The following is a 26678-nucleotide window of genomic DNA, read 5'->3' as shown; positions in this document are numbered from 1 at the left end:
CGATGAGCGCGTCGTCCCTCGCCTGGAGCAGGTTGAAGTTGGGGTCTGAGAGGTGCTCCCTGACGTAGCGCGCCCATTGTTCGTCCGGTGTCTCCGTGCCTGGCAGGCGCGGGTTGGCAGGGCTGGCAGGGCTGGTCTGCTGTGGCGGTGGCGGATCGGGGTCGATGAGGTTGTGCGCCGGGTCGAAGGCGAAGCGCTCCGCCGCATGGCCCGCCAGCGCCTGGGTCAGGCGGCCGATGGCATCGTATTGGTAGGGAGCGCCAAGTACTTACGGCGAGTAGACGACAGGAAGCTTTTGGCCATTTGGATGAGACTCACCGGAAGTTGGCGGTGAATGATAACCATCTATTATTTCAAATATTTTTCTTATATTTCTATTTTCTTTATATTTTCCAATACTTTTCAAATATGAAAATTGCTTAAAAACAGATTTGGTTGCAATTGCTGAATTCTGCATGCTTGCAGATACGCTAATATCTGTTTCAAAGGTTAAAGCTCTTGGAGATTTCCTACCCATAAATGAGAAACGGCATACGCAGAATTCGTTGATCACAAGAGCACCGTCGTCATATGCGTTCACATCAAAGAAAACATCGATTTTTCTTATGTGATTTTTTGCTAGCCTTAGAATAGATTTTAACCTAAAACCAAAAAAATCGACGCCACTCGCCCACGGATCTCCTTCATGAAAATATATTTTAAAGTTAATTCCTTTATTTCCACCCATAGAATAATAATTCTCAATAAGTGAGTGATCCTCAGTTGATCCGACTCTGTCGTACCCCAATCTCAGTAACTCATCCTGGCTTTCAAAAAAATCTCTACTCTGATCCCAGTTTCTCACTACCCCTCCAGCCAGATAAGTTACCAATATATATTCAATCTGTTTTTTTATGTGAGACATACTAGAACGGCGTTTTTTTCTTTGATAGTGCATTTTCTATAATTTCTTTTACTTTTCTCAGCGAATCTGCGCGAGATTTTCCATGATGCTCATTCATTCCATTCTCAGCCTGCTTTGCAATTTTTTCTAAATTTTCCTCTGCAAACTCGATGACGCACTTGCACAGCTTACCCCAATCTTTCTCACCAAGTTTTCTAGTTGCCGCATCCGCAGGCTTAGGCTCAAGTTTACCTAAATTATCTGTAGTTGGTGCTATCTCGACATGTCCACCTTTAGGAGGTAGCCCTGGACCATTTACATTCACATGAGCACCTCTAGAAAGAGTATCTGAACCTGCGGTATTGCCCATCTTTACAGAATACCCTTTATTTTCTTTCGCTAATCCTAGCGGATCAATCCAGCCCACCGGATTAGGCGCATACTGATAATTATTAACCCCTCCCGCCAACCCAATCGGATCCTGACTAACAAACCTCCCCACATCCGGATCGTAGTACCTGAACCGGTTGTAATGCAGCCCCGTCTCAACGTCAAAGTATTGCCCCTGGAATCTCAGGTGCTGCTCAGGCCGGCTGCCCTGGTCCTGCTCCACCCAGTGCTGGGTCAAGGTATTGCCCATGCGTACCGTCTGCAGCACGGCGGGGTAGTCAATGCTGGCCGTAGCGCCCCAGGCCTTGTAGCTGGCGGCCCAGACGATATGGCCATCTGCGTTGGTCAGTTCCCGGGGTGTGCCCAGGTGGTCCGTATGCACGTGCAAGGTCTGGCTTTGCAGCGCCTTAGGGGGAGCTTCCTGCGGCACCACGCCCTTCAGGCGCGATTGCAGTTTGCGCTGCAGCGGCAGGACCTTGGTGTTCCAGACCTTGTCGTCATTGCGCGCTTCGTGCAGGGCCTGCTGCACAAAGGGGTTGCCCAGGGCCTTGTCGCGCGCCTGCTGGTCCTTGTTCCAGAGGCTTTGCACCTGGGCCAGCGGCACAAAGCTGTCGGGCTCATAAAGGTAGAGCCTGTGGCTTGTCGTGTCCCTGCCGTCCTTGTGCTGCAGGGCGTGTTCGGCCAGCAGGCGGTTGCCGTCCCACAGGAAGTGGGTGACGGCGTGGCGTGCGAGCTTTTTCTGGACTGCAGAGGCGTGGCGTTCCTGCCATTTGGCTATGCGCCGGCCAAAGGGATCATAGGCATAGCGCCAGTGCGCCTGCTCACCTTGGCGCTGGTTCTGGTTTTCCGTGTGGACGGCAATGAGCTGGTGCTCCGCATCCCAGGTGTAGTGCTGTATCTGGTGCTTGCCGCTGCGTTTGTCGGTGCAGTTGCCCCAGGTGTCGTACTCGTAGCGGTGCTCTTGCCAGACCTTGAGCCGGTTGCCCGCCACACGATCCCATTGCGCAGGGTCGGCGCTGGCGATGAGCGCGTCGTCCCTCGCCTGGAGCAGGTTGAAGTTGGGGTCTGAGAGGTGCTCCCTGACGTAGCGCGCCCATTGTTCGTCCGGTGTCTCCGTGCCTGGCAGGCGCGGGTTGGCAGGGCTGGCAGGGCTGGTCTGCTGTGGCGGTGGCGGATCGGGGTCGATGAGGTTGTGCGCCGGGTCGAAGGCGAAGCGCTCCGCCGCATGGCCCGCCAGGGCTTGAGTCAGGCGGCCGATGGCGTCGTACTGGTAGAGCGTGCGGCCCGTGCGACTGTCGTCGATGCTTTGCAACTGGCCTGCAGCGTCATAGCTGTAGCGCCTTGCGATGCTTTGGCCGCTGGTGGTGTTGTGGGTGCTGGCAGCAGGCGCTGTGCTTGCCCCGTCTGAGGCGGGCCCGGCCTGGCTGGCCAGCAGGCGCCCCAGGGGGTCCAGGTGGTAGCTGCTGCGCAGGGCGCCCTGGCTGCGCTCGATTTCCCGGTGCAGGGCGTCGCGTTCAAAGTCGCAGATGACTTCACCGTCGATATGGATCTGATGCACGTGGCCCGATCCATAGGTCAGCGTGTGGATGGTCCGGCCATCGGGCAGGCAGGTGGAGATGCGGTTGCCCAGCAGGTCGTAGCGGTGCGTGAGTGCACCGTGCTGGCCCAGGCGGGTGTGCAGGATTTCGCTGGCGATCTGGCCCACGGGGTTGTAGAGCAGTTGCACCCGTGCATTGGCATTGCGTGCCATGGTGAGCTGGCCTGCGGCGTCGTAGGCCAGGCGGGTGCGCGTGGATGGCTGCCCGCGCTTGTGGGCCCGGCGCTCCAGCATGCGCCCCATGGCATCACGCTGGTAGTAGGTACGGATGGCTGATGGATCGCGCCCCATCCATGTGGCGCCCTGGGGCAGTCCATCGACCATTTCCAGCAGATGGCCGACACGGTTGTAGCGGTAGTCCAGGCGCCGGCCATCAAAGCCCTGCTCCGCCAGGAGACGATCCAGGGCATCCCAGGCAAAATGGTAGTGGGCCCCGTTTTCGTTGATGAGGCGCGTGAGGCGACCGAAGCCGTCGTACTCGTACTGCAACGAATGTCCCAGCGCATTGGTGCGGGCGAGCGGGTTGCCGTAGACGTCGAGCTGGTAGCGGGTGTTCTGTCCCAGTGGGTCCTGGTGCGCAATCAGGCGGCCTGCGGGGTCATAGGCGAAGCGTTCCTCGCTGCCATCCGCTGCGCGCAGCAAGGTCAGGCGCCGGCCACGGTTGAGGCGCGCGTATCCGTGCAGCGTCTTGTGGCCCAGTGCGTCGGTGATGGACAGCACGTTGCCCTCAAGGTCCCACTGCAGTTGTGTGGGCTGGCCGGAGCAGTCCGTGTATTGGACCAGCTGGCCCAGCCCGTCGTATTGCAGCTGCCTGGATTTGCCCAGGGCGTCGGTGATGGTGACGGGCAGGCCGCGCTGGTCGTAGCGGTAGCGGGTGGTACTGCCGTCCGCAGCCGTGGTGCTCAGAAGGTTTCCGCGCTCATCCCATTCGAAACGGGTGGTCCGCCCCAGGGCATCGGTGATGGCTACGGGCTTGTCCTGGCCCTGCAGCCACTGCGTGGACTCCTGGCCGCCGTCAGGCAGGTGTGCCAACGTGGTCCGGCCCCGCGCGTCGTATTGGTAGGTGGTGATGTTGCCTTGGGCGTCGGTGTGTGAAAGCACGTTCCCATAGGCATCGCGTTCGAGCCGGGTAACGCCGCCCAGCGCATCCACCGATGCAAGAAGGTGGCCATCCGCGTCGAAGCGCTGCTCGAAGCTGCGGGACATCGTGCCGCTGCTGTGCGTGACCTGGACCGTGTGCGCAGCGTCGTCATAGCGCATGTGCCACTGCGCGCCTGTGGAGTGCCGCATGGCCAGTACCTTGGCCTCTGGCTGGAGGGAACTCCATTCGTAGCGGACAACCAACCCACTGGCTTCCTGGCGCTCCACCAGTCGGTGGTCCACGTACGTGAACCGCTGGCAGACGACACCGGTGTCATCCACGACTTCGCTCAGGTCGCCATCCTTGCTGTAGCGGTAGCTGACCAGCAGCGGCGCCTGTGCAGGCGCCGGCGCCTCTTCCTCGAGCTGACCATGCCATAGCACCTGCACCAGCCGGGGACTGCCCGGGACGATGGACCAGTCATAGGCGAAACCCACTTGGACGCCGTCCGTCCTGCGCAGTGTCACGGGCAGGCCGGCGGCGTCGTACTGCAGGTGGAAGCCGTTGCCGTTGCTGTCCTCCACTCCCGCCAAGGGGATATAGCGGGTGGCGGCCGCTGCGGCGGCCCCAGGCGCTTCGCCGCCACGGCCGAACAGCAGGCGCGTGCCATCCTGGCTGACCACTTCCCAGCTTGCACCTTCTACACACCGCAGCGTGATGTGCTCATACCGGGAGTAGAACTGCTGGCCTGCCTCCAGACGCGGAAACGAAATACGCCGGCCCTGCGCATCGATGAGGACCACTTCCTCGGGCATTGCGAGCAGATGCAGCGACATGGGTACAGTCCATCCCCTGCCAAGGAGGCCTGAATGCGCGTTGTCGGACAGGTAGGTACGCTGCCAATGCAGGGGCATGGCCCCGTCGATCACGAAGTCTCGCTCGTTGACCCCATTGAGCACGCATGCGCCATAGGCCAGTTGAATCGATTCAGGATTGGCGCTCATGCGTTTTCCCTCTCTTTTTATCTATTTGTCTATTTTTTGCACTGCAGAATTTTTCTAGCAGGCGCAGTTCTTGTCGGATTTCCCCTTGCCCCTGCGCCGAATAAACGCCCCGGACAGGGAGGCAGCAAATACCGTAGTGAGCTGGTTGCGTGCATAGCTTCCCAATTCAGGGACTTCCTTGGGATCAATGCTCTCCTTGCTGGCCCTTTCCTTGAAAAGCTCCAAAGCCACTTTCAGCTGCTCGCGGCGCGCATATTGTTCAGGACCCCCACCAGGAATGGATCGCCCTGACCCATAGTCGCCAAGCTCAGTAAGAATCGCAGAAGTTTCCCCTCTTATCTTTTCACGAGGAACGCCATCGACATAGTTCTTCAGCCCATCGATGCCTTTTTCCCAGTCGGACAATTGTGGCAGCCCCGGCTTTGGTTCTGTCTTCTGCTGCGCAGGCGCTGAGCCTTGATATGTCTCGGTTTTTGGCGTGATGATCCCCGGGGCATTGGCATGGGTGCCAGGCTGCGGGAATCCGTTCGCTTTCTTCGTCGCGCGTTTGTAGACCTTATAGCTTTCATCGGGCTTGACCACAACTTCATGAAGAACCCATCCATCACCTTTTGGGCTTCTTGAATATTCGTAGCCATCACTGACTCGATTGCCGGAGGTGGTCATTTGCAATAATCCATTATTATCATGTCAGGTCAGGGTTTCTTGCGATTCATCCAGACCTTGTCACCGGTCCGCACCACATGGCGTTGGTTGACAAAAACGGTGGCGCTGTGCTGCTCGCTGCGGCTGATAGCTACATGCGTGCCGGAAACGATTCCCTTGCCTCCACCTGGCTCATCACCTTTCACGTTGTCCACGTAGCTCTCTTCGTGCAGGTAGGCAGGCTTTCCTGCAAAAAACACATTGGGAGAGCACTGCCCACTCTGATCCATGCTATGCATGATGGGATAAGGGATGGGTTTCCCTTTTTTGTTGGGCGTCAGGCATACATCCGGCAGTGTGTTGATCAAGACAAACTGGCCATCCTGGGCTGTTCCCATTTCCTTTGCCATAAATCACTCCTTGGTGCGCTGAAGAACTTCGATCATCTTTATTCCTGCATTGGCCGCGATGTTGGTGCGGTGCACGCAGGTCAGTGTCATCTTCTGCATGTCGAAAATCAGCGTATCTAGATGCATGGGGCGCTCCAGTACCGGGCCCGCGTGAAGCCCCACCAATGAATAAGGATGATTGCCTGGGACCTTTGCGCGCAAATATCCTCCGCCTGGCGTCAGTCCGAACAAGGTAATGCTCTCGCCACCTTTTGGATAATCAATCTGCTGGTCCGCAGGTGTACAGTTCCAGTAGGAAAAATCAAAATCCTTGGGCAAGGCAGGCCAACGGCTTTCAAGCCATTTGTGGTCATAGCTGCCTGTCAGCTGCACACGTGGCTGCCACCAGCGTCCGATAGGCCCCAGCCCGACCACAGGATAGTTCTGGCCGCGGAGCCATCCATCATCGAAGGCCTTGTTGAACACTTCGATCTGTGGTGCACGAAATTCATTTTTCCCGGTTTTTTTGACCCATGCCTTGTCCAGGAATCCGCATCCAATCGGATTGAGTTCATGACGCGAAAAAATCTCGGGATCGGCGTCTTCATCGTTTTTTTCCGGCCAACGACAGGTTCCACCAAACGCAAGTTCATGGCAGATAGGTACACGAGTGGCCTTTTCTGGCTCACTGAGCTGCCAGCCCAATAAACCGGAGCGTATGACGCGCGGGCCGCAAACCATCAACACCTTGTCCCATTTATCGATCTTGAAACCGGCAGTCCAGCGATTGAAGGGTTTCTCCTCCGGAGAATATGCAAAGGCATGCGAGAAGATGACATCGCAGCGGGGCTTGTAGGGCGAAAAATCGCTCTCCTGGACAATCGAGCTGGTATGACGCCCGGTATAGAACTCGTCGGTTTGCACCAGTTCAACTTGCTGTTTTGCAAGACGTGGAAACCCGTTTTCATCCAGTCGATTCAGGTCATAGGTAATTCGGGTGACCATGACGTGAAATACGTGGTCATCGGTATCCAGCATCTGAAAATACTGGCTCGGGAAGCGGGTGCGATTTCTGACTTCGGGCAAGTCCGCAGTGGGCGTCGAAGATTCCAGAACATAGGAGGGGCTGCTCATTGCACCCCCCTCAGTTCAGGTCTATCCGGTCGGATTCCATGCCTATGTGCTTGGACCCAACCACATCGATGGTGTTTCCATTGACGACAATGGTCCCATCCTCCTGCATCACGATCAGGCTTTTGCCCACCTTCAACGTAATGCTCTTGCCGTCCATGGTGATGGATGACCCGGCCGCGCCGCCGCCTTCCGAATTCGCGCTGCTGGGCGCGGTGATGTTCATCGCCATCCCGGAAGATGCACTTCCACTGCCGCCTCCTCCACTGCCCGCCCCGACTTTGAGCTCGTACTTGTCGCCCACACTGACATCCTGTGTCTTGCCGATCGTGTCCTTGCGGCTGCTGCCCACATTGGTGATCATGGTCATGCCTACGTTGAGGTTGTAGGCCACGCCAATATTCACCATCTTGGCGACACCCACGTTCTGCATGTAGGCGATGCCTATGGTCTCGGTCTTGAACCGGCCCACAGTGATGGACCAGTTGCGACCTATCTTGTCCTTCTCGTGTTTGCCAACGGTTTTGTTGCGTGACTGCCCGATCTTCACGGTCTCGTTCAGATCCACGGTCCGTTGGCGGTTCTGGTGAACGGTCAGCGTCTCATCCAGGTCCACCACTTCAGTGCGCCAGCCGTGGACATCGATCTTCTCGTTGCGGTCCACGGTCTCGGTGCGGTCCCTGTGGATGACGTTGGTCTCGTCCCGGTCGATGGTCTTGCGCCGGTCGTTGCCCACCCATTTGTCCTCGTCGTTCTCGACCTCGGTGAGCTGGTCCTTTTGCGCGTGCAACCACAGCTGTTCGGCGCCCGCCTTGTCCTCGAAGCGGATGGCGTTGGCGTCGCCCGGGCCGTTCTTCATGCCCGCGCCTGCGGCACCGCCCTTGCTCGATCTGGTCTTGATGCCCGATTGCGTGGCGTTGGCCGGCAGCGCCCAGGGCGGCATGTTGGCCGCGTTGTAGACGCAGCCCGTGACCAGCGGGTAGTCCGGGTCGCCGTTGAGGAAGTCGACGACGACTTCATGCCCTATACGGGGAATGGAGATGGCCCCGAACCCCGGGCCCGCCCAGTTCGTGGCCACGCGGATCCAGCAGCTGGAGTTCTCGTTCATGCCGCCCAGCCGGTCCCAGTGGAACTGCACCTTGATGCGGCCGTATTCGTCGGTCCAGATTTCTTCTCCGGCCGGGCCCACGACGACGGCGGTCTGCGGGCCCGTGGTGCGCGGCTTGGGCGTGGTGCGCGCGGGCGTGTAGGCAAGACTTGTGGGCTGGGCCTGCAACTCGTAGCGCTGGAAGGAGCCGTCTTCCGCGGCGCTGCCCTTGGCGCCAGGGGCCACGGCACTGACGCGTGGGTTTTCCTTGAGGTGGTAGCTCAGGCCCGTGATCAGGTACTGCTGGTTCTGGTCGCCGCGCGGGTAGTTGCAGAGGCTGAACGTGTAGCCCGTGGCCAGCGCCCGGTGGCAGGACTGGCCCCGCACCCGGCTTTGGCCCGTGAGGCTTTCCTTCAGGCGCACGCGGATGTAGTCCTCACCGTCGCTCAGCTGGGTGTAGCCGCCCGGCCATTCATAGATTTCGTGGCCGTCATGGGCGTGGCCCGGTGGGTCGCGCCGCAGGTGGGTGAGGTCGGCCCGGGGTTTCTTGAAGTCGTAGTCGTCGCTGTAATGGCGGCCCGATTTGATTTCCTGCTCCAGATGCCAGGCGTGGATGTTTTCCTGATCGCCTGCGGCGGCTTTTTCCGGGGGATAAAAGGGAATGGAGGCGCCCCCGGGCAATACGCTGTGCGAGGCAATGATGTCGTCGCACAGCACCAAGGTGTGCTGGCCCGAGGCATGCTCGAAGAAGTAGTAAATGCCTTCGTGCTCCATCAATCGCGAGACAAAGTCGCAATCGCTTTCGTTGTATTGAACGCAGTAGTCCCAGCTGCGATAGGCGCGCGTGAGTTTCTTTTGCAGGGGATGGCCATAGACGCCCAATACCTGCTCGATGATGTCGGGCACGGTCTGGTTCTGGAAGATGCGAAAGTCGCTCTTGCGCGTGGCCAGCCACAGCCAGGGGCTCAGGCGGGCCTTGTAGGCGTAGTGGCGATGGTCCTGGCCCTGCATGCCGAAGCGGGTGACGATGCCGTCGATGAAGCGCCTGCCGCCGCCCTGGGTTTCTATTTCTATGGTGGCGTTTTTGCCCAATAGGGCCTTGGGATCGATGCTTTCGCTTTCGCTGAGCATTTCCACATCGAGGCTGAAGAGCTGGCTGATGTTTTCCTGGCCGCGCAATTCACGGAAATGCAGCTGCTCGCCCAATGGCGTGTGTATGGTGACTCTGCGTGTCATAGTGCGCGCCGCCCTGGGGGCGGCCTCCCTGCTCTTGGTGAGCGGGGATCATAGACAAGCCGATGGCCATAGGGCAATCAAATGCAGGGCCGGATACATCCTGTAAATGTAAGCAATTGCCTATCTTGGATACAGGCCTGTATTTGAATGGCATGCCACCCATTGATCTTCAATGCCATTCAACCCTCCATCGCGCCTTGAATTTCGCCTTGAACCGCGAATGCATTGCGCGTGCTCACACTCCCAAATACCGTTCCCACAGCGCTCTGTCCCCATCCAGCGCGGCCGAGTCTCCGCTCCACACGACCTTGCCGCGCTCCAGGATGAGGTGGCGGTCGGCCAGGCCCAGCAGGCGCTCCACGTATTTGTCGATGACCAGGATGGTCTGGCCGGCGGCGCGCAGCTGGGCCAGGCAGGACCAGATCTCTTCGCGGATGCGAGGGGCCAGGCCCTCGGTGGCTTCGTCCAGGATGAGCAGGCGCGGGTTGGTGACCAGGGCGCGGCCTATGGCCAGCATTTGCTGCTCGCCGCCTGACAACTGGTTGCCCATGTTGGAGGCGCGCTCGCCCAGGCGGGGAAACAGCGCGAACACGCGCTCGGGCGTCCAGGGCTCGGCCGCGCCGGGGCTGCCCGAATTGCGATGGGCCACAAAGGCCGTCAGGTGCTCGCGCACCGTGAGATTGGGAAAGCACTGGCGGCCTTCGGGCACGATGGCCACGCCGGCGCGGGCGATGCGGTCGGTGGCCCAGCCGGCGATGTCCTGCCCGGCAAACACCATGCGGCCGGCGCGCAGGGGCAGTTGGCCCAGCAGCGTGCGAAGCAGCGTGGTCTTGCCCATGCCGTTGCGGCCCAGCAGGGTGACGACCTGGCCTGCCTCGATGCGGAGGTCCACGCCGAACAGCACCTGGCTGGGTCCGTAGCCGCTTTGCACGGCCTGCATTTCGAGCATCACGCGCCCTCCTTCACTTCTTCGTCGCCCAGATAGGCCTGGCGCACGTCGGCGTTGCCACGTATCTCGTCGGGCGTGCCGGTGGCGATGATGCGGCCGTAGACCAGCACGGAGATGCGGTCGGCCAGGCGGAACACGGCCTGCATATCGTGCTCCACCAGCAGCATGGCGGCACGGCCGCGCAGGGATTCGATCAGCTCGGTCAGGCGCAGTGTTTCGTCGGGACCCATGCCGGCCATGGGCTCGTCCAGCAGCAGCACGCCGGGGCGCGCGGCCAGGGCCAGCGCGAATTCCAGCTTGCGCTGCTCGCCATGCGGCAGCGTGCCTGCGGGGCGCTGCAGCAGGCTGGCGTCAATGGCGCATTCGCGCGCCAGCTCGCGGGCCTGCTCGTAGAGCGCGGTCTCGGCCGCGCGCGGGCGCCAGAAGCTAAAGCTGCTGCCCGCATGCGCCTGTACGGCCAGCACCAGGTTGTCCAGCACGCTGGACTGCTTGAAGATGTTGGTGATCTGGAACGACCGCGACAGCCCCGCCGCCACGCGCTGGTGGGCGTTGAGCGCACTCACGTCGCGCCCCGCCAGCACCAGCGTGCCCGCATCGGCCGCCAGCGTGCCGGACAGCAGATGGATGAGCGTGGACTTGCCCGCGCCATTGGGGCCGATCAGCGCATGGATCTCGCCAGGCGCCAGCGACAGCGAGACATGGTCGGTGGCCAGCAGCGCGCCAAAGCGGCGCACCAGGCCCTTGGCTTCCAGGGCCGGGGTGGGAATGGAGATAGGGTTGGCCGCGCCGCTCATGCCTGCCTCCCGCGTGCGGGCCACAGGCCCATCAGGCCGCGCGGCGCACCGAACACCACGCACAGCAGCAGCAGGCCCAGCGGCAGGTGCCAGTACTCGGTCCACATGCGCAGCACTTCCTCCAGCGTCAGCATGACGATGGCGCCGGCCACGCCGCCCCAGCGCAGGCCCACGCCCCCTACCAGCACCATGATCAGCAGGTTGGCCGACTGGGTCCAGTGCATGAGGCTGGGGGAGATGAACAGGTTGTGGTTGGCCAGCAGCGCGCCCGCCAGCCCGGCCACGGCGCCGCTGAGCACAAAGGCCGCCAGCTTGATGCGATAGACCGGGTAGCCCAGCGACTCCATGCGCGACTCGTTCTCGCGCACGCCCTGCAGCGCCTTGCCGAAGCGCGAATCCACCAGCCGCCCGAACACGGCCATCAGCACCGCGAACAGCGCCAGCACCACGTAATAGAAGGACACATCGTGGCCCAGGTCCACCCCGGGCAGCACGGACTGGCCGGGCAGGTTGAGCCCGTCCTCGCCGCCGTACTGGCGCAGCGAGATGAAGATGTAGAACAGCATCTGCGCAAAGGCCAGCGTGATCATGATGAAGTACACGCCGCGCGTGCGCAGCGACACGGCGCCCGTGGCGGCGGCCAGCAGCCCCGCCAGCAGCGCGGCGGCCGGCCAGGCGACCAGGGCCGAGGTGACGCCATTCATCGCCAGGATGCCCACCGCATAGGCCCCCGCACCGAAGAAGGCCGCATGCCCCAGCGCCACCATGCCGCCATAGCCCAGGATGAGGTTCAGGCTGGTGGCGGCCAGCGCGTAGATCAGCACCCGGCGCACGAAGGAGATGTAGAAGTCCAGCCCCAGCGCCGGAGCCACCAGCGGGAACACCGCCAGCGCCAGCAGCGCGAGTACGGTCCAGAAGAACCGGGCCTGGAACCTGCCTTGTAATGTGCTGTGTTCCATGCTCAGCCTCGCGCGGGGAAAAGGCCGGAAGGCCGGTACACCAGCACCACCGCCATCAGCACGTAGATGGAAATCGCCGCCAGCGTGGGCCCCACGCTGGATGCCACGGCCGGGGAGAACACCTGGCGCAGCAGCATGGGCAGAAAGGCCCGCCCCGCCGTGTCCACCATGCCCACCAGCAAGGCGCCAACCAGGGCGCCGCGTATGGAGCCTATGCCGCCGATGACGATGCACACCAGCACCAGGATGAGGATCTCTTCCCCCATGCCGACCTGCACCGAAGTGATGGGCCCCAGCAGCGCCCCCGCCACCGCCGCCAGCATGGCGCCCAGCGTGAACACGCCCAGGAACAGCAGCGGCACGCGCACGCCCATCAGCGTGGCCATCTGGCGGTTGGAGGCGCCTGCCCGCACCAGCACGCCGGCGCGCGTGCGCGTCACGAACCAGTACAGGCCCAACGCGGCGGCCAGGCCGAAGACAATGATCATCAGCCGGTAGGCCGGGTACATGAGATCGGGCAGCAACTGCACCGGCCCCGACAGCGCGGCCGGCATGTTGAGCATCACCGGCGCCGGGCCCCAGACCATCTTGACCAGGTCATTGGCGATGAGGATGACGGCATAGCTGCCGAGCACCTGGGCCAGATGGTCACGCACGGCCAGGCGGCGTATCAGCACCAGCTCCAGCACCACACCCGCCACGCCCGTGGCCACGGCTGCCACCAGCACGGCCGCGGTGAACGAGCCCGTGCGCTGCATGGTCTCGGCCGCCACATAGGCGCCCGCCATGTACAGCGAGCCATGGGCCAGGTTCATGATGTCCATGATGCCGAACACCAGGGTCAGCCCGGCCGCGATCAGAAACAGCATCAGCCCGAACTGCAGGCCATTCAGCAATTGCTCCAAGAGCAGCGTCCACGTCATCCACACGCCCCCTGCCGCAGGCGCAGTGGCCCGCGCGCGGTCAACAAATCATCCGGCTTTGAAAATCAAGATCAAGGCACGCCGCCCCCGACGGGGGCGCGGCGGCGGGGTCACATCTTGCAGTCGTTGACGTAGACGTCTTGATATTTATCGAACACCTTGCCCACCAGCTTGTTGGTGATGCGGCCGCTGCCGTCCTTCTCGATCACGCGCTGGTAGTAGGCCTGGATGGGATAGTGGTTCTTGCCGTACGTGAAGGGGCCGCGTACCGAGGCGTAGTCGGCCTTCTCCAGCGCCTTGACAATGGCCTGGCGGTCCGAGGCCTTGCCGCCGGATTGCTTGACCGCCGCATCCATGGCCATGATCACGTCATACGCCTGGGCCGCATAGACCGAGGGGTTGCGGCCCTTGTACTCCTTGCGGAAGGCCTCGACAAAGGCCTTGTTCTGCGGCACGTCCAGGTCATGCGCCCACTGCGCGGTATTGACCATGCCCAGCATGGGCTCGCCCACGGCCTGGATCACGTCCTCGTCGGCCGAGAAGCCCGGGCCGATCAGCTTGACGCTTTGCGACAGCCCCGTGGACACGAACTGCTTGACGAAGTTGATGCCCATGCCGCCCGGCAGGAAGATGTAGACCGCATCGGGCTTGGCCGCGCGGATCTGGGCCAGTTCGGCCGCGTAGTCGATCTGGCCCAGCTTGGTGTAGACCTCTTCGCCGGGCGCGGTCTTGTAGCCGCGCTTGAAGCCGACCAGCGCATCCTTGCCCGCCGGATAGTCGGGCGCCATGATGAACATCTTCTTGAAGCCACGGTCGGCGGCCAGCTTGCCGGCTGCCTCGTGGAAGGCATCGTTCTGGTAGGAGGTGCCGAACCAGAACGCATTGCACTGCGCGCCCGCGAACTGGCTGGGGCCGGGGTTGTTGGACAGGTAGGGCACCTTGGCGCCGAACAGCGCCGGGCCCACGGCCAGGGCCACGTTGGAGCCGATGGGGCCGGTGAAGAAATCCACTTTGTCGCGCTGTATGTAGCGCGTGACCAGCTGGCGCGCCTGGTCGGGGTTGCCGCCCATGTCGGTCTGCAGGAACTCGGCCGGCTGGCCGCCCAGCTTGCTGCCCAGCTGCTTGATGGCGAGGTTGAAGCCGTCACGCGCCTCGGCGCCCAGCGCGGCAAACGGCCCGGAAATATCGTTGGCGATACCGACCTTGATGGTGTCCGCCTGCGCGAGCGCGGGAACAAAGGCAGGGGCCAGGGCCGCTGCGGCCAGGAAGGGGGTGAGGAAACGCATGCTGCTGTGCTCCTTGCGCGGGCCGCGCGGATGGCAATCGGTGGTGAGGCAGTCTTCCGTCACGCTGGACGGGAAACTCTGTAAGGGCTGGAACGGTTGGCGCGGGTCTTAGTTTAGGTTTAAAGTATTTTGCAGAACAAGTCTGGGACTTGTACCAATACCTGCCATACAAACCATTTCGCGCCATCTCCGTTCCAATGCCCGCACTCTACCGTCACTACGACCGCGCCGGACTCGATGTCCAGTACAACGCCCGCGCGACGGTACCCGACATCACCCCCATCATCAAGGCCTATGCCGACGACAGCCGGGCCGCGCGCCAAAGCCTGCCCTGCGCGCTGAACGTGGCCTACGGCGATCATGCCGACGAACTGCTGGACATTTTCCCGGCAGCAACCGGGGCGGCAGGCGCCCCTGTTCTCTTCTTCATCCACGGCGGCTACTGGCGGCTGCTGTCCAAGGACGACTCCAGCAGCATGGCGCCCACCTTCACGCGCGCCGGCGCCGTGGTGGTGGCACTGAACTACTCGCTGGCGCCCGCCGTCACGCTGGACCGCATCGTGGACCAGACACGCCGCGCCCTGGCCTGGGTGCATGCCCACATCGCCCGCTACGGCGGCGACCCGGGCCGCATCCATGTCTGCGGCAGCTCAGCCGGCGGCCACCTGGCGGGCATGCTGCTGGCCGGTGGCTGGCATGCGGACTACGGCGTGCCCGAAGACGTGGTGCGCGGCGCCGCACCGCTGTCGGGCCTGTTCGACCTGCGCCCGCTGGTGCACACCCACATCAACGAATGGATGCGCCTGAGCGAGCAGGACGCCATTCGCAACAGCCCCGCTCTCCTGCCGCACGGCGCGGCCTGCCCGCTCATCGTCAGCTACGGCGAGAGCGAGACCGATGAATTCAAGCGCCAGAGCGACGACTACCTGGCCGCCTGGAACCAGCGCCGTGGCCCCGGTCCATCGTCAGGCCAGTACGTGGCCATGCCCGGCACCAACCATTTCGACATCGTGCTCACCCTGAACGACCCGGCCAGCCCGCTGACGCGCGCCATCCTCGCGCAGATGGGCTTGAGCGCCCCCACACCGCAGAACCAGCCATGACCCACGCTCCCGACCTGGAGTCGCGCGCCGCGCCCGACGACCACCATGCGCTGCGCCTGTGGCTGCGCATGCTCACCTGCTGCAACCTCATCGAAGGCGAGATCCGCAACCGCCTGCGCAGCGAATTCGACACTACCCTGCCCCGCTTCGACCTCATGGCGCAACTGCAGCGCGCGCCCGAGGGCATGAAGATGGGCGAGCTGTCGCGCCACATGATGGTGACCAACGGCAACATCACCGGCATCACCGACCAGTTGGAGAAAGAAGGCCTGGTGGTGCGCACCAAGGTGGAGTCCGACCGGCGCAGCTCCGTGCTGCACCTCACCCCGCTGGGCCGCAAGACCTTTGCGCGCATGGCCAAGGCGCATGAATCCTGGGTCATGGGCATGTTCGGCGACATGCCGCAGGCCAGCCGCAACGACCTGTACCAGGCGCTGGGCGACCTCAAGCAGCAGGTGGTGGCCCACCGCTCGCCCACGGACTGAGCGCGCGCAGACCCAAGCCCATTCAGCCCTGCACGCAGTTGCGCCCTGCGGCCTTGGCGCGGTACAGCGCACGGTCGGCCGCCTCCACCAGCGCCACGGCGGCACCTTGGGTGGAGCCGTGGGTAGTGCCTTGTGTCGCGCTTTGGGTCGCGTTTTGTGTCGCGCCTTGGGTCGCGCCAGCCTCATCGCCCTGCGCCGTGGCCACGCCAATGCTGGCCGTCACATGGCCAAAGCGGCTGATGCGGTGCTCCAGGGCCAGGCCCTCGATGCGCGCGCGCAGCCGCTCGGCCACCTGCTGCGCGCCGGCCTTGTCGGTATTGGGCAGCACCACGGCCAGCTCTTCCCCGCCATAGCGCGCCGCCATGTCGCCGGGCCGCTGCACCGCCTGGGCCAGCGCGCTGCACACGGCCTGCAGGCAGGCATCGCCCGCCACATGGCCGTAGGCATCGTTGTAGCCCTTGAAGTAGTCCAGGTCGATCAGCAGCAGCGACAGCGGCGTGCCCTCGCGCGCAGCGCGACGGGCCTCGCGCTCCAGCACCTCGTCAAAGCGGCGGCGGTTGGCCAGGCCCGTCAACTGGTCCTGGGCGGCCAGCACCTCCAGCCGGCGATTGGCATCCAGCAATTCCTCGCGCGCGCTGACCAGGGAGCATTCGGCGCGCGAACGCAGCCGCATCGCGGCCGTCAGGCGCCAGCCGATCAACGCAATCGCCAGAAACAGCCCCAGCACCACGGCCAGCGTCAGCAGCGCCTGGCGCCGCCAGGAGCTCAACGCCTCATCGCGGCCCAGGGCCACCGTGGTCACCAGCGGATAGCGCTCGCTGCGCAGGAAGGCATAGATTCTTTCCGTGCCATCCAGGGCCGAGCGGAACGACGCCGTGCCCGACATCGCCCCCACGTAGTGGCGCAGGAAATTGGGCGACTGCGAGAAGTCCCGCCCCAGGTCCTGCTCGCGGAACGGGTGGCGCACCAGCAACTGCCCGCCCGGCGTGCTCAGCGCAATGGCCCCCTTCTCGCCAATATCGATCTTGCCGAACAGCCGCAGGAAATTCTCCACACCCAGCGCCACCACCACCGCGCCTGCAAACTGGCCCTCGGCGTCCGTATAGCGCCGGCTGATGGTGATCACCCATTCGCCCGTGGAGCGGCTGCGGATCGGCGGCCCGATGTAGATGCCTGACGATGCGTCGTCACGGTGGTGCGTGAAGTAGTCCCGGCCGGAGCTTTCCGATCCTTCGGGGAACGCCCCCTTGGACGACATCAGCCAATAGCCCTGCGCATCCACGATCAGCAGCTCGTTGAGCTGGTTCAGCAGCTGCTCCTGCCGGTTGACCAGATACAGCACCCGCTCCAGGAGCACGGGGCTGGTGCCATCCACTTCCAGCCGCTCGGCAATGCCCAGCAGCAGCATGGAGCTTTGGGTGATCACGCCCTCGGCATAGGTGTTCAGTGTCTGGGCCAGGTTGCGGTTGCTGGTATCGACCTCGGCCAGCGTGCGCTGGCGCGCCGCCACCAATTGCCAGACCGTGGCCGCAGAAACCGATACGAACACCACCGCCAGCAACCAGGCCACCAGGCGGGCATCACGCTTCACGGGCCGGCCTCTGCCCCCGCACCAGGCCTTTGTCCACCAATCCCTCTCCATCACATGCACCTGCGCCATCTCGGCAGTCCTGCTGCCGTCCGATCTTGGGTTTTCTGCATCCGGCTCAGCACCTGGGCAGCGTCTTTGCGCGGGCGTTTCCGACCTTGACCCAAGTCAAGCCGGAAAAACCCGCGAACCCGGTATTGTCCCCGGCTTCGGAAAAATCGGCCGGCAGGGTTGGGATTGGGGGGTGCTGCCGGCTGGGTAGGCAACGTATTTGCGATAACATTTCGCCGTCCCTCAGCGGACACGGGCTTGGCGGCCCGTACACAGGCGCAGCAGCCGCCCGCTCTTGATGGTGTGCGGCTTTCAGTTTTCCCAGTGCTGCGCTGGACATGGCTTCATTTCAACGCAGCCATGCGAAACATCCATGCACAGGAGCCGCCATTGACCGACACCACCCTCCCCCGCACAGCGCATGCTGGCGCGCCAGTTCTCATTCCTGTCTCAAGGCACCAGCAGGCCGTGCTGGCTCATCGCTGAAAGGGACAGGCATGTACTACCCGATTGCCGAGGAAGAGCTGCAAGTGGTTCAGGATTGCATGCAGCAGATATCGCTGCTTGTGGACTTGGGCTGCGGGATTTCTGCCGTGCAAACCACGGTCGGGACTGAAGCGTTGTTGAGCTTCCTGATTGCACAGCGGGAGGCGCTGCAGGGGGCTGTTGAGGCGGTGCAGGCCCGGGAGGTCATGAGGGGGCCTGCGGGTTAGGCAGGGCCGCTTGAAGGGGCGAAGCGCGTTCCGCCAAGTGCATACATTCGCACACCGACTGATGCGCCTGAAACCCCTCAATCCTTGAGCAACCGCGCCTTCACCGTTCGCCCCTTGATCTTCCCGCTATTGAGCCGGGCAACCACATCATGCGCAATCTTGCGGTCCACGGCGACATAGGTTGCGAACTCGTTGATGTCGATCTTGCCCACTTGCTCGCGGGTGTAGCCCAGGTCTGCGGTGAGAGCGCCCAGCACGTCGCCCGGGCGGATCTTGTCCTTGCGGCTGGCATTGATGTGGATGGTGGCCTTGGATGGCAGGAGCCGGCCGCCGGGAGCCGGTGTCAGCTCGTCCAGCGGGTACCAGACGGATGGGCTGCCCTGCATCTGTTCGATGTTCCCGACCGCGCCCATTTCGTCCATCGTCGCAAGACTCAGAGCCAAACCTTTCTGACCGGCGCGGCCTGTGCGGCCGATGCGGTGCACGTGCACTTCAGGGTCGGGCGTGATGTCCACGTTGATGACGGCGCCCAGATTGGTCACATCCAGCCCGCGAGCCGCCACATCGGTGGCAACCAGCACAGAGCAACTGCCGTTCACGAAGCGCACCAGCACCTGGTCACGATCACGCTGCTCCAGATCGCCGTGCAGCTCCAGCGCGCTGTAGCCCTGGGCCTGCAGCAGCTCGGCAAGGGCCCGGCAGCGCGCCTTGGTATTGCAGAAGGCCAGCGTGCTCTCGGGCCGGAAGTGCTCCAGCAGGCGAGCCACCGAAGGCAAGCGCTCTTCCTTGTCCACCTCGTACCAGCGCTGCTCGATCTGCTCGCCGCTGTGCTGTGCGGCGACCTTGACCGTGACCGGGTCACGCATGAATCGCGCGGCCAGCTTGGCGATGCCTTCAGGGTAGGTGGCGGAGAACAGCAAGGTCTGGCGCTGCGGGGGGCACTGCTTGGCGACTTTGGCGATGTCATCGACGAAACCCATGTCGAGCATGCGATCTGCTTCGTCAAGCACCAAGGTGTTCAGCGAATCAAGGTTCAGATTGCCCCGGTCCAGGTGATCGATCACACGGCCGGGCGTGCCCACGATCACGTGCGCGCCGTTCTCAAGGCTCGCGTTCTGGCCGCGCAGCGGAACGCCCCCGGACAAGGTCACCACCTTGACGTTGTCTTCCGCACGCGCCAGGCGGCGAATCTCGGTCGTCACCTGATCGGCCAGCTCGCGGGTGGGGCAGAGCACCAGGCCTTGTACCGAGAAATTGCGCGTATCCAGCTTGGCCAGCAGCGCCAGGGCAAAGGCTGCGGTCTTGCCGCTGCCGGTCTTCGCCTGAGCGATCACATCCTTGCCTTCAAGCGCAGGGGGCAGGCTGGCGAGCTGGATCGCCGTCATTTCAAGGTAGCCGAGCCGCTCAAGATTGGCGAGCGTCGCAGGCGAAAGCGCAAGTTTGTCGAAGGAATTGGGGGAAGCCGAGGGAGGAGTCATGGGGGCATTTTAAAGTTGGCGATTTCAAGACCGCAGCGCGCACGTTGGTCACTGAAAAAGAACAGGAGGCATGCTGGGCAATTGCCAGCATGTGCGAGAGGACGGCCAGCGGGGTGTTGAAGCCATGGATGGCAAAAGACGCGTCAACCGGCGACGGCCCCGGGCGAGACCCATGCGTCTTGGCCCAACGCTGTGTTTCTGCATGCCGCCCCTGCAACGCCTAACATCTTGACACGCTTTAGGACTGCAAAGTGTCCACTCACATCCGAAAACCTTGGAACACTCTGCGCCACGCGCCGAAGAGCGAGGCAGTTCGTTGCCACGCCCCGGCCACTGCCTGAAAGCCCCGCAATGCACCCCACACCACAGGCTGCAGCCTCCACGTTGCAGCCGCCCGACCGCGCACCCGCGGACTCCTACCCGGCCTGCGCAGAGCCAAACCACCTCGGCCACGAAGCCAAGAGTTCCTTGATGCCCCCCGCCATGGCCGCCTCCCTGGCGGCCGCGCTGCTGGTGGCCTGCGGGGGCGGTGGGGGCGATACGGCACCCGGTACCGGAAATGGAGGCAACGGCGGCACGGGCACCGGCCCTGGTGGCGGAACCGGTACCGGTACGGGCACCACGGCCACCCCTGCCAGCGACGAAGAGGCCGCGCGTTTCCTGCTGCAGGCGCAGTTCTCGGCCACCGACGAGGAGATCGCAGCGCTGCGCGCCAAGGGCTACGGCCCGTGGCTGGCCGAGCAGTTCGCGCTGCCCGTGGACACCACGGGCACGGCCTGGCTGATGCAGCGCGGCTATGGCGTGGCAGAGGCCGGCACGCGCTACGACAACGTTTCGTATCCCTCCGACTTCATGCTCTGGAGCCAGCTTTTCACGGAGCGCGACGCCGTGCGCAAGCGTGTGGCATTGGCGCTGTCGGAGATCATGGTCGTGTCCACCACCGGGCTGGAGCAGCCGTGGAGCATCTTCCTGGCCTCCGGCTACTGGGATCTGCTGAACCAGCATGCCTTCGGCAACTTCCGCACGCTGCTGGAGGCCGTCACGCTCAGCCCGGCCATGGGCATCTACCTGAGCACGCGCGGCAACCAGAAGGAAGACGCCCGCAGCGGCCGCCAGCCCGACGAGAACTACGCCCGCGAGGTGATGCAGCTGTTCACCATCGGCCTCTACCGCCTCAACCCCGACGGCACCGAGCAGCGCGACGGCAGCGGCAACCGCATCGATACCTATTCGGCAGCCGACGTGAGCAACCTGGCGCGCGTCTTCACCGGCTACGACTACGACACCAGCAAGAACCAGCCCACCAAACCTGAGCGGCAGCACGGTGACAGGGCTGCAGCAGGCGCTGCTGCCCATGGCATTCAACGCAGCGCGCCATTCCACGCTGGCCGCCACTTTCCTGGGCACCACCGTGGCTGCGGGCACGTCGGGGCCAGCGGCGCTGAAGGCGGCGCTGGACACGCTGTTCAACCACCCCAACGTCGGGCCCTTCATCGGGCGACAGCTGATCCAGCGCCTGGTCACCAGCAACCCCAGCCCCGCCTATGTGGGGCGCGTGGCCGCCGCCTTCGCCGACAACGGCAGCGGCACGCGGGGCGACCTGCGCGCCGTGATCGCCACCGTGCTGCTGGACCCGGAGGCACGCGGCGCGGCAGGGCTTGCCAGCCCCCAGTACGGCCGCCTGCGCGAGCCCATGGTGCGCTTCGTGCAATGGGGCCGCACCTTCGGGCTGAGGTCGGCACGCGGCACCTGGAAGATCGACAACCTGAGCGACCCGGCCACCCGCCTCGGCCAGAGCCCGCTGCGCTCGGGCTCGGTGTTCAACTTCTTCCGCCCGGGCTACGTGCCGCCCTCCACCCCCCTGGCCACGACGGGCCAGGTGGCGCCGGAGTTCCAGATCGTCACCGAAACCAGCGTGAGCGGCTACCTGAACTTCATGCAGAACGTGATCCGCTTCGGCTACTACGTGAACGCGCCTGACCTGCCCCAGGGCGGCAGCAGCGCAGCCAACGGCTTCGACATCACCTGCAGCTACGCCAACCTGCTGCCCCTGGTGGCCGACGCCGCCGCGCTGGTGCGCAAGGTGGCGCTGCTGCTGTCGGCAGGGCAGGTATCAGCCGCCACACAGGCGCGCATCGTGGCAGCGCTCAATGCCACGCCGGTGACGGCCACCAGCAACGCCGCCACCCAGCTCAACCGCGTGGCAGCCGCCGTGCTGCTGGTGATGGCCAGCCCCGAATATCTGGTGCAGAAGTGACCGAACAAGTGACCGAACAGGTGACCGAACGTCTGCAAAGCAAAGCGATATCGCCATGAACTTCATCGACCCCGCCCGCCACACGCGCCGCGCATTCCTGCGCCGCAGCACGCAACTGGCCGCCGCCGGTACCGCCCTGCCCTTCGCCCTGAACCTCGCCGCGCTGGGCGAGGCCGCCGCCTTCGAGGCGAACGACTACAAGGCGCTGGTCTGCGTCTTCCTCTACGGCGGCTGCGATTACGCCAACACCGTCGTGCCCTACGACAGCACCCGCTACGGGCAGTACTCCGCCATCCGCGGCGGCAACAGCGACGGCACGGCCGGTGGCATTGCCCTGGCCCGCGCCGCGCTGGGCAATACGCTGCTGCAACCCCGCACGGCGCTGGCCGGTGGCATGCAGTACGCGCTGCACCCGTCCATGACAGGCCTGGCCGGCCTCTTCAACGCGGGCCGCGCGGCGGTGCAACTGAACGTCGGCCCGCTGCTGGTGCCGCTCACGCGGGCCCAATATGCCACCGGCGACCGGCGCAGCTACCCGCTGCCGCCCAAGCTTTTCTCGCACAACGACCAGCAGTCGGTCTGGCAGTCGCAGGGCGCAGAAGGCTCCACCCTCGGCTGGGGCGGCAACCTGGGCGACCTGGCGCTGTCGTCCAACGCCACGTCGCTCTTCACCTGCATCTCGGCCACGGGCAACGCCGTGTTTCTCTCGGGCGACCAGGCGCTGCAGTACCAGATCAGCCCGGGCGGCGCCGTGCCCATCAACGCCGTCAAGGGCGCCAGCGTCTATGGATCGACCGCCGTGCGCGGCCTGCTGAGCGAGCTGGTGCAGACGGCCGGCAGCCACGCGATGGAGGCCGAGTACGCCCGCGTCACGCAGCGCTCCATCAGTGCCGAGGGGCAGATCTCTTCGGCCCTCTCCAGCGGCAGCCTGTCCACCGCCTTCCCTGCCAGCAACCCACTGGCCGATCAGCTCAAGGTGGTGGCCCGGCTCATCGCCGGACGCAACGCGCTGGGCACGCGCCGGCAGGTGTTCTTCGTCTCTCTGGGCGGGTTCGACCTGCACGACAACCTGATCGCCAACCAGCCGCAGCTGCTCGACAAGGTGAGCAGCGCCATGACGGCCTTCTACAACGCCACGGCCGAACTCGGCGTGGCCGACAAGGTCACGGCCTTCACCGCGTCGGACTTCGGCCGCACGCTGACTTCCAACGGCGACGGCTCGGACCATGGCTGGGGCAGCCACCACTTCGTCGTGGGCGGTGCGGTGCGTGGCTCGTCCTTCTATGGCGCGCCACCGCCCATCAGCGTGGGCAACGGCAGCGGCAGCGAAGACCAGTGGCATGTCGGCCAGGGCCGCCTGTTGCCCAGCACTGCCGTGGACCAGTACGCCGCCACCCTGGCGCGCTGGTTCGGCGTGGCGAATACCGAGCTGGCGGGGGTGCTGCCGCACATCGGCAACTTCGGCGGCTCGGCATATCCCATCGATCTGGGATTCATGGGCTGAAGCCTTGCGATCGCAGACTTTATGGTCAAGGCACGAATGATCAGCCGGGGCCGTCGCTCGCTGCGGCGAGAAGCGGCACCAGTACATCACCAATCGGTGTCGGAACTCCGCGCGCCCGGCCGCGGCGCGCGATGACACCGTTGCGGATATCCCATTCGAGCGGCCGGCCTGCTTCACGATCCGCCAGTATGGACGTGCCCAGGTCGGCCGGAAATGCCTGGAACTTGTCGAGGATCGCCTGGGGGACCTCATCGCCCAGTTCAGCACCTTCGGCGCGTGCCACGGCCAGGCACTCCCTCAAATAGTCCAGAGTGAGCTTAGAGATGTCGTGCCGGCCGAACATGCCTGAGCGGCGATGCGTGAGTGCCATGAGCCCGGCCGCTGCGTTCTGCAGCAGCTTTTGCCACGCCAGCGATTTGAAATTCGAAACCAGGTCTACCGAGCATCGGGTGCCTTGCAGTGCCTGCGCGACCACGAGGGCAGCGGCCTCGTCAGGCAGGCTGATCCGGGCGTCGCTGCGCAGGAGCACTGATCCGTCGGGTTGCGCCTGTGCAGGGAACCACACGACTGCGGGAACGATTCGCCCCTGCGGGCACAGCGGGGTGACACTCTCTACCTGCTCAACCCCGTTTTGCAGGACACATACCACGGTTTGCGGACCACTCAACGCCGCCAGCCAATGCGCAACCGCAGCAGTTTGAGTCGCCTTGACCGCGAGAAAAACAAGGTCCGCCGGACCATCGACCTGGGCCGGATCCGTTCTGACCGGGCCGGGAACCACGATGCGAAGACCGCTGCCGTGCAGCGTCAGGCTGTCGCGCGGCGTACGACCGCACAGCAACGGCGTGCGACCGACTTCATGCAGCGCAGCAGCAACCGTTGTCCCGATTGCCCCGGGCCCCAGCACCGCAATGCGTGGATGGGTTGGTTGATTCACTGAAACGAACTCCTTGATTTTGGTGCGCAGCGGCAACTCGGGCACCATTGAAAGCGGTGATTATGATGTTCTGCGCAGTGGATGGACAAGTCGGCGGGCCTTGCCTTTTGGAATGCAATATGAGTTGACATATATTGCAGTATTCCTCAACGACTGGCGCATATCCGGCTTTGTGATTCCGTGCCTTTGGGAAAATTTCTCCACTTCCGTCGTGTCAAAACGGGTTGTCTGGATAAAATCCAGGGCCTCGGCGCTGGTATTCAAAAACCTCGCAATGGGACGAATACTCAGAAGCCATTTCAGCAATCTCAGCGGAATATGATGCCCGGGCGCCTTCAGCCCAAGAGATTGGGCCACCTGCTTCAGGAGTTCCTGCAAGCCGGGGCTCTGGGCATCGAGGGCCAGCAGTTCCTGGCCCACCATGGAAGGATCAAAGGCGCAAGCCGCCACCAACTCGACCAGATAATCCACAGTGACCAGTGGCAACCAGTGCGCGGCAGTACCGGGTACTGCAGCCAGCTTTCCCTGCACCAGATTGCGTATCAGATCCACCAGCGGCTGGCCATCCGCTATATGCCCCGTGCGGCTATGACCGCAAACCGTGGCGGGGTGTACAACGGTCATCTCTCCACCCTTGGCATTCATGAAGCTGAGGGTCGCGAAGTGCGCCTCCAGTTTGCTCGCCTCGTAAGCACCGACTTGGCGATAGATGGCAGGCCAATCCGTCAGCTCCGGATGGCCGGGATCAATCCCTATGCGTTGCAGATGTTCATTGTTTTTCAGCATGTAGCCACCAATCATCACCAACCGGCTCTCTTGCTCGGCCGCCAACTGCGCCACACGCCTTGCCCCTTCCACATTCACTGCACGTGCATGCTCCATCGAAAGGCCCCAGGCGAAGTGGGCTCCCAGATGGAATACGACCTTGGCCTGCCTCAGGACCTCTCTATCCGCATGGCTCAGACCGAGGTTTTCTTGCTCCAGATCGCCGGCTACGGCAAAGACGCGGGCTGCGACGCCACGCAAACCATCGACCTGCTGGCGCAGTTCAGCGAGGCGCTCCGGGCGACGCATCAGCACCCGAATGGTGTGACCTTTCGCGCTCAGGTACGACAGCAAATGCTGACCGATGAAGCCCGTCCCTCCCGTAACAAAGCACTCCACGCTCATTTTTCTGCTCCTTGGCACGATGAAAAAACCAAGTGTAGACTGTTGACTCAACTCTACAGTCAAGCGATTTTTTCCATGAATATCGGAGAACTTGAGGTCCGCAGCGGCGCCACGCGCCATACCTTGCGCTACTACGAGAAAATCGGTCTTATTTCACCCTTGCGGCGAACCAACAATTATCGCGTTTACACACCGCAAACCCTGCAAGACCTGGACTTTATCCAGCGGGCACAAAGCATGGGATTTTCTCTTGGGGAAATAGGCGAAATTCTGAATGCTCAGAGAAACAAGTCAATAGATTGCGCCGAGGGTGCAAGACTGATTGAAAAGAAGATGGCGGAAATCAGAAAGAAAATCACTGACCTCAAGAGCATTTATCGGTATTTGGATGCGGAGCGCGCAAACCTTGAAGCCAGTGCGGCCAGGCAACTTGAGCTTCAGCAACTCAATGGCTCTTCCAGTTAATGGGGCAGCATCCGGAGTGCAGGTGCTGCATGATGGATGTTCTGACCGAGCAGTCCTGCACCCACCATAACTGCAGCCCCACCCACGGAGCCAAACATGACCAAGTCCCTCTTCATCAGCCTCCCCGTGACCGACCTCGGCGCCTCCACCGCCTTCTACAAGGCGCTGGGCTTCAGCCAGAACCCGCAGTTCAGCAGTGAGGATGGTTCCGCCATGGTCTGGAGCGAGGCGATCCAGGTCATGCTGGTCACGCATGCCAAGTGGCGCACCTTCACCCAGCGCCCGTTGCCGCCGGCCGGCTCCTGCGGGTTGATGCTTTCCCTGGCCCTTGAGAGCCGCGCCGCCGTGGATGCGATAAACGAGGCCGCTGCGGCCCATGGCGGGCAGGCCGACGTGAATCCGATGGAGGACCACGGCTTCATGTACACGCGCGATCTGGCCGATCCTGATGGACACATGTGGGCGGCGCTGTGGATGGACCCGGCGGCCATGCCTGCATCCGCTGGGTGAGCGAGGCTGAACGCGGCTGGACGCAACTTCAGGCTTGCCGCGCAGATAGCCCGGAATTCGGCG

Annotated in this window: 21 protein-coding genes and 1 pseudogene; 7 read left to right on the top strand and 15 right to left on the bottom strand. The window is 63.2% G+C overall.

Annotated features, from left to right (window positions below):
* Window positions 1-268: 268 nt before the first annotated feature.
* The 11 genes from LGR64_RS08035 to LGR64_RS07985 form a co-directional block, all read right to left on the bottom strand.
* The gene (locus LGR64_RS08035) at window positions 269-937 is read right to left on the bottom strand and encodes a hypothetical protein (RefSeq protein ID WP_141831356.1); all 669 of its coding nucleotides are present in this window, start codon (window positions 935-937) and stop codon (window positions 269-271) included.
* Entirely contained in the window at window positions 906-4955 is a 4050-nt protein-coding gene (locus LGR64_RS08030) for an RHS repeat-associated core domain-containing protein (protein ID WP_141831353.1), read from the bottom strand. Before LGR64_RS08030 ends, LGR64_RS08035 begins: the two co-directional genes overlap by 32 nt.
* A gap of 54 nt (window positions 4956-5009) precedes the next feature.
* A complete protein-coding gene (locus LGR64_RS08025) occupies window positions 5010-5621 on the bottom strand; it encodes a hypothetical protein (RefSeq protein ID WP_141441584.1) in 612 nt (203 codons plus the stop codon).
* Window positions 5622-5650: 29 nt separating this feature from the next.
* Window positions 5651-6010, bottom strand: coding sequence for a DUF4150 domain-containing protein (locus LGR64_RS08020; protein ID WP_088164314.1), 360 nt, complete (start codon window positions 6008-6010; stop codon window positions 5651-5653).
* Window positions 6011-6013: 3 nt separating this feature from the next.
* A complete protein-coding gene (locus tag LGR64_RS08015; protein ID WP_230355205.1) occupies window positions 6014-7123 on the bottom strand; it encodes a DUF2169 family type VI secretion system accessory protein in 1110 nt (369 codons plus the stop codon).
* Between the two features lie 10 nt (window positions 7124-7133).
* Window positions 7134-9443, bottom strand: a complete 2310-nt coding sequence (locus LGR64_RS08010; RefSeq protein WP_141831351.1) for a type VI secretion system Vgr family protein — start codon at window positions 9441-9443, stop codon at window positions 7134-7136.
* Window positions 9444-9678: 235 nt separating this feature from the next.
* Window positions 9679-10392, bottom strand: a complete 714-nt coding sequence (locus LGR64_RS08005) for an ABC transporter ATP-binding protein (protein WP_013801790.1) — start codon at window positions 10390-10392, stop codon at window positions 9679-9681.
* Complete coding sequence (locus tag LGR64_RS08000) at window positions 10392-11186, bottom strand: ABC transporter ATP-binding protein (protein WP_185750918.1); 795 nt, start codon at window positions 11184-11186, stop codon at window positions 10392-10394. The genes LGR64_RS08005 and LGR64_RS08000 overlap by 1 nt, the downstream gene beginning before the upstream one ends.
* On the bottom strand, window positions 11183-12145 hold the full coding sequence (locus LGR64_RS07995; protein ID WP_230355204.1) for a branched-chain amino acid ABC transporter permease: 963 nt from the start codon (window positions 12143-12145) through the stop codon (window positions 11183-11185). The genes LGR64_RS08000 and LGR64_RS07995 overlap by 4 nt, the downstream gene beginning before the upstream one ends.
* 2 nt (window positions 12146-12147) lie before the next feature.
* Window positions 12148-13068 (bottom strand): branched-chain amino acid ABC transporter permease, encoded by a 921-nt coding sequence (locus LGR64_RS07990; protein WP_013801787.1) that lies wholly within the window; start codon window positions 13066-13068, stop codon window positions 12148-12150.
* A gap of 110 nt (window positions 13069-13178) precedes the next feature.
* Window positions 13179-14354: an ABC transporter substrate-binding protein gene (locus tag LGR64_RS07985; protein WP_065347534.1), complete on the bottom strand. Its 1176-nt coding sequence runs from the start codon at window positions 14352-14354 to the stop codon at window positions 13179-13181.
* Window positions 14355-14551: 197 nt separating this feature from the next.
* Between LGR64_RS07985 and LGR64_RS07980 the strand changes: the two genes are divergently transcribed.
* A complete protein-coding gene (locus LGR64_RS07980; protein ID WP_097201976.1) occupies window positions 14552-15457 on the top strand; it encodes an alpha/beta hydrolase in 906 nt (301 codons plus the stop codon).
* Window positions 15454-15942: a MarR family winged helix-turn-helix transcriptional regulator gene (locus LGR64_RS07975; RefSeq protein ID WP_012206289.1), complete on the top strand. Its 489-nt coding sequence runs from the start codon at window positions 15454-15456 to the stop codon at window positions 15940-15942. Before LGR64_RS07980 ends, LGR64_RS07975 begins: the two co-directional genes overlap by 4 nt.
* Window positions 15943-15964: 22 nt before the next feature.
* Here LGR64_RS07975 and LGR64_RS07970 read toward each other — a convergent pair whose 3' ends face one another.
* The gene (locus LGR64_RS07970; RefSeq protein WP_141831349.1) at window positions 15965-17602 is read right to left on the bottom strand and encodes a sensor domain-containing diguanylate cyclase; all 1638 of its coding nucleotides are present in this window, start codon (window positions 17600-17602) and stop codon (window positions 15965-15967) included.
* A gap of 476 nt (window positions 17603-18078) precedes the next feature.
* On the opposite strand from LGR64_RS07970, the gene LGR64_RS07965 reads away from it, so the two are divergent.
* Window positions 18079-18294 (top strand): hypothetical protein, encoded by a 216-nt coding sequence (locus tag LGR64_RS07965; protein ID WP_034395578.1) that lies wholly within the window; start codon window positions 18079-18081, stop codon window positions 18292-18294.
* A gap of 77 nt (window positions 18295-18371) precedes the next feature.
* Here LGR64_RS07965 and dbpA read toward each other — a convergent pair whose 3' ends face one another.
* A complete protein-coding gene (dbpA, locus tag LGR64_RS07960) occupies window positions 18372-19772 on the bottom strand; it encodes an ATP-dependent RNA helicase DbpA (RefSeq protein WP_034395575.1) in 1401 nt (466 codons plus the stop codon).
* 351 nt (window positions 19773-20123) lie between these two features.
* Between dbpA and LGR64_RS07955 the strand changes: the two are divergent.
* Window positions 20124-22029, top strand: a pseudogene (locus LGR64_RS07955) (DUF1800 domain-containing protein).
* 55 nt (window positions 22030-22084) lie between these two features.
* The gene (locus LGR64_RS07950; protein ID WP_141831345.1) at window positions 22085-23533 is read left to right on the top strand and encodes a DUF1501 domain-containing protein; all 1449 of its coding nucleotides are present in this window, start codon (window positions 22085-22087) and stop codon (window positions 23531-23533) included.
* A gap of 40 nt (window positions 23534-23573) precedes the next feature.
* On the opposite strand, the gene LGR64_RS07945 is transcribed toward LGR64_RS07950, so the two are convergent.
* Together LGR64_RS07945 and LGR64_RS07940 are read right to left on the bottom strand one after the other, a co-directional pair.
* On the bottom strand, window positions 23574-24518 hold the full coding sequence (locus tag LGR64_RS07945; RefSeq protein WP_230355203.1) for an oxidoreductase: 945 nt from the start codon (window positions 24516-24518) through the stop codon (window positions 23574-23576).
* Between the two features lie 12 nt (window positions 24519-24530).
* On the bottom strand, window positions 24531-25640 hold the full coding sequence (locus LGR64_RS07940) for an SDR family oxidoreductase (protein ID WP_141831343.1): 1110 nt from the start codon (window positions 25638-25640) through the stop codon (window positions 24531-24533).
* A gap of 75 nt (window positions 25641-25715) precedes the next feature.
* On the opposite strand from LGR64_RS07940, the gene LGR64_RS07935 reads away from it, so the two are divergent.
* Together LGR64_RS07935 and LGR64_RS07930 are read left to right on the top strand one after the other, a co-directional pair.
* A complete protein-coding gene (locus tag LGR64_RS07935) occupies window positions 25716-26105 on the top strand; it encodes a MerR family transcriptional regulator (protein WP_141832487.1) in 390 nt (129 codons plus the stop codon).
* 96 nt (window positions 26106-26201) lie between these two features.
* Window positions 26202-26615: a VOC family protein gene (locus LGR64_RS07930; RefSeq protein ID WP_230355202.1), complete on the top strand. Its 414-nt coding sequence runs from the start codon at window positions 26202-26204 to the stop codon at window positions 26613-26615.
* Window positions 26616-26678 lie beyond the last annotated feature (63 nt).

It is taken from the genome of Delftia sp. Lp-1 (assembly GCF_020523835.1).
GTDB classification, from domain to species: domain Bacteria; phylum Pseudomonadota; class Gammaproteobacteria; order Burkholderiales; family Burkholderiaceae_C; genus Comamonas; species Comamonas acidovorans.
This window is presented reverse-complemented; position numbering and strand designations above follow the sequence as displayed.